Below are 3,410 nucleotides of genomic sequence, written 5' to 3'. Positions count from 1 at the left end.
GCTGGCCCGGGGCAGGAGGCGGGGGAAGGGGCGCAGACCGGGGCGCCGGGGCGATCTCCGGCGGCGGGCGCAGGCGCGGGCGAAAGGCGGGATCGCGGTACCAGATGATCTTGCGTCCCCGCACGGCCGGAACGCCGGCCTTGAACACCAGCAGGGCGGAGGCGGGCAGCTGCATCAACTCCTGGGGCAGCATCAGGGGGCGGCGCTGGTCCGACACGGTCAGGCTGCGTCGTCCGGCGCCCAGACCCTGGGGCCGACTGCGGCTGCGGGCGCCGTAAGTGTAGGCGCCCACCCGCTCGCTGAGGTCCTGGGCGGTCTTCAGGTCCTTGGGGGCGAACACCACCTCCACGGCGCAGTTGGTCAGGACGGCCTCGGCCAGGTCCGGACCGTAGATGCCGCGCAGCTGGGCCGGACTCTGGATCACCGGCAGCAGGCGCAGGCCGTAGCCGGCCACCCAGGAAAAGGCGTGGGCCAGCACCGGGGCGGGCCCCAGGCGTGCGAACTCGTCCAGCAACACCAGCACGGGCCGGTCGCCGGGCCGCGGCAGGGTCCGGCTGTTCAGGTCCACCAGTTGCTGGAACAGCAGGCTGTACAGGGGCGCCACCCGCAGCAGATTGTCCGGAGTCGCGCCCAGATACAGGGACAGGCGGCCCTGGCGCACGTCCCTGAGATCGAAGTCGCTGGCGCTGGTGGCGGCGTCCACGGCCGGGTTGAGCCACAGGCCCATGCGGCTGGTGATGGACTGGCGGATGGAGGCGAAGGTGTTCTCGCCGGCGCCGCAGAAATCCTGCAGCGCGGCGGCGCAGGCGCGCGGCAGGGGCCGGCCCGCCTGACGGCGCGCCTCCATGGCCGCCGGAAACCGGCGGCGGGGATCGTCCTCGGTCAGCTGGCGGTAGATCTCGCCCAGGGTGAAGGGCAGGGGCGGGCTGGCCGCCACCCAGGCGCCCACGCCGATGAAGCCGGTGCGCGCCGCCTCGGACCAGAAGGGATCGGCGTGATCGTGCCCCGGAAACAGCATGGCCGCCATGCGCTGCAGCTCGTCCAGCACCTGGGCCGGGTCGTCGCGGTCCACATGGCCCAGGGGATTGTAGCGGGCGGTGCGGCCGTCCAGGGCCAGGGGATCGAACAGCAGCACTCGCTGGCCCCGCTCGGCCCGGTAGCCGGCGCTGGCGGCGTAGTTCTCGCGCTTGATGTCCAGCACCACCGCGGCATGGGGCCAGGCCAAAAGGTTGGGAATGACCACGCCGACCCCCTTGCCGGTGCGGGTCGGGGCGTAGACCATCACATGCTCGTCCCCGCCCGAGACCAGAAACCCGCCGCCGGCGCGGCCCAGGACGATGCCCTCGCGGGCGCGCAGCCCCGCCGCCCGGGCCTCGGCGGCGCCGGCCCAGCGCGCCGCCCCGTGCAGCGGCGGGCGGCGTTGCGCCAGCAGCAGGACGCCGCCCAGGCCGACCAGCAGGCCCGCGGCGCCCAGGCCCGCTGCCAGCCAGGCCCGGACCTGAGGATCGCCGCGATAATGCCAGAACCAGGCGGGGGCCCGGGCGGGGTCCAGGTCCGGCGACAGCAGGCCGAGACCGGCCAGGGCGATCAGGGGCGGGACGACCGCCAGCACCAGGGCGGCGGCGAGGACCGCGGCCAGGGCCCGGGCCTTGCTAGACGCTGGAGGATGCGCCGCGGGGCTCATGCCAGACCTCGGTCATGTGGAAGCGGCCGCCCGTCTTCTTCATCTGCACCACCACATCGATGAGCAGGCGCAGCAGGGCGCGGATGTCGTCGCGGGGCAGGTCGCGGCCGCCTTCGGATTCGCGCACCAGCAGGGTCAGCTGCTCGAAGGCCAGGGGTGCGGAATCGGCGTGGACGGTGGTGATGGACCCCGGGTGGCCGGAGTTGACGTTGCGCAGATAGAAGAAGGCGCTGCCGTCGCGCAGCTCCTGAAGCAGGATGCGGTCCGGGCGCATGCGCAGGGCGCTCTCCAGCAGGGCCTTGGGCCCCGCCGGCGCCGGGCCCTGGCCGTCCCGGGCATAGAGCATATGCACGGTGTTGCGATGGGGCACGACCAGTTCGCGGGCGTCTTCGATGGTGATGAGCCGCTCCTCGGGAGGGATCAGGGCGATGAGCCCCTTGGCGAAGGTGGTCTTGCCCGAGCCGGTGGCGCCGGAGACCAGGATGTTGCGCCGTCGGGCCACCGCCAGGCGGAAGAAGGCGGGCCAGTCGCCGGCGCGGCGCAAGCGGACCAGCTCGGCGTCGACGCCGTCCGGGTCGCCCGGCTCGGTCCGGACGCCCCGGAACAGCCCGGCGGCGGCGAAGTCGTCCAGGGTCAGGGACCGGCGGGACGGCTTGCGCAAAGTCAGGGAGACCGTCCCCGCCGGCGCCACGGGCGGCAGGACGATCTGGCAGCGCACCCCGTCCGGCAGCACCGTGGAGCAGATGGGGGCCTGGAGACCCACGTCCTGACGGGTGTGGGCGGCCGCGGCCACGGCGAAGGTCCGCAGCCAGGCCTCGGTCAGTTGCGGCGCGTCGTGCCAGCGCCACAGGCCGGACCGCTCCACCCCCGCCTCGCCCGGCCGGTTGACCACCAGTTCGGTGACGTCGTCCGGCGCCAGCAAGGGCTGCAGCGGGGCGTAGTAGTGGTCCAGGATGGCGGTGTCGGCCATCAGGACGCCCCCAGGCCGTAGACCCCGCTGAAGTCCAGGTCCTGGGCCACGAAGATGGACACCTCCGCCCCCTGGTCCTTGCGCAGGGTCGGCGGGATGTCGGCGCTGTGCTCCAGGGCGGAGGCGGCGGCGCCGGACGGCCGGCGCACCGCGGCCGGGTCGCGGGCGGCGTCCGCGGCCGCCGAGGAGACGCCCTCCACGGCGCTGAGCAGCAGGGCGCCGCCGAAGCGCTGCCAGAAATGGCTGTCGATGCGGCCGTCGAATCCGGCGCGGCCCAGGGCGTCCGCCGCCGGGGAGGCCAGGGCGATGGCGACGCCGTCGGGCGTGACCGCGCGCGTCCACAAGACGAACAGCCGCCCGCGTCCCCGCTCCAGGGCGGACCGATACTCGCCCAGGATCCGCGAGCCGCGATCCAGCAGCACAACGGCCCCGTCGTCCGAATAGACGTCGCGCGGCACGACGCAGCGCACCTGGCCGGGCGCGGCGCTGTCCATGGCGGTCTCCAGAATGCAGGGGATGACGGCGCCGGCGGTGATCAGAAAGCGCCGGTCCGGCAGGCGTCCGGCCGAAACCCGGCCGATGGGGGTCGCTTGCCGCAGACGCTCCAGCGATGAGCCGCCCCCGTCCGGCGCCCCGGCGGCGAGGGTGACTCTGCTTGCAGTGCCCGGCGGGGGTGCGGCCGGGGCGGTCTGGCCGCCGCGGCTGTAGGCCAGGACCGGGGCGCGCCGGGCGCTTTCGGCCAGGGCGCGGCGGGCC

At 74.5% G+C, this 3,410-nt stretch carries 3 protein-coding genes; all 3 read right to left on the bottom strand.

All coding sequences use genetic code 11. The features are described 5' to 3' along the window. The coding region (locus MBEBAB_RS14595) for a type IV secretory system conjugative DNA transfer family protein (RefSeq protein WP_052516828.1) at positions 1-1,684 on the bottom strand (1,684 nt) is incomplete at its 3' end. Further along, positions 1,653-2,654: a P-type DNA transfer ATPase VirB11 gene (gene virB11 / locus MBEBAB_RS14590; protein ID WP_021698755.1), complete on the bottom strand. Its 1,002-nt coding sequence runs from the start codon at positions 2,652-2,654 to the stop codon at positions 1,653-1,655. The genes virB11 and MBEBAB_RS14595, both read right to left, overlap by 32 nt. After that, positions 2,654-3,410, bottom strand: a 757-nt coding sequence (gene virB10, locus MBEBAB_RS14585) for a type IV secretion system protein VirB10 (RefSeq protein WP_045319466.1), incomplete at its 5' end; no start/stop codon positions are given. The genes virB11 and virB10, both read right to left, overlap by 1 nt.

Origin of the sequence: Brevundimonas abyssalis TAR-001 (assembly GCF_000466985.1) — a bacterium.
Classification (GTDB): domain Bacteria; phylum Pseudomonadota; class Alphaproteobacteria; order Caulobacterales; family Caulobacteraceae; genus Brevundimonas; species Brevundimonas abyssalis.
Note: the sequence above shows the minus strand (reverse complement) of the source record. Positions and strands in the feature narration are given on the sequence as shown.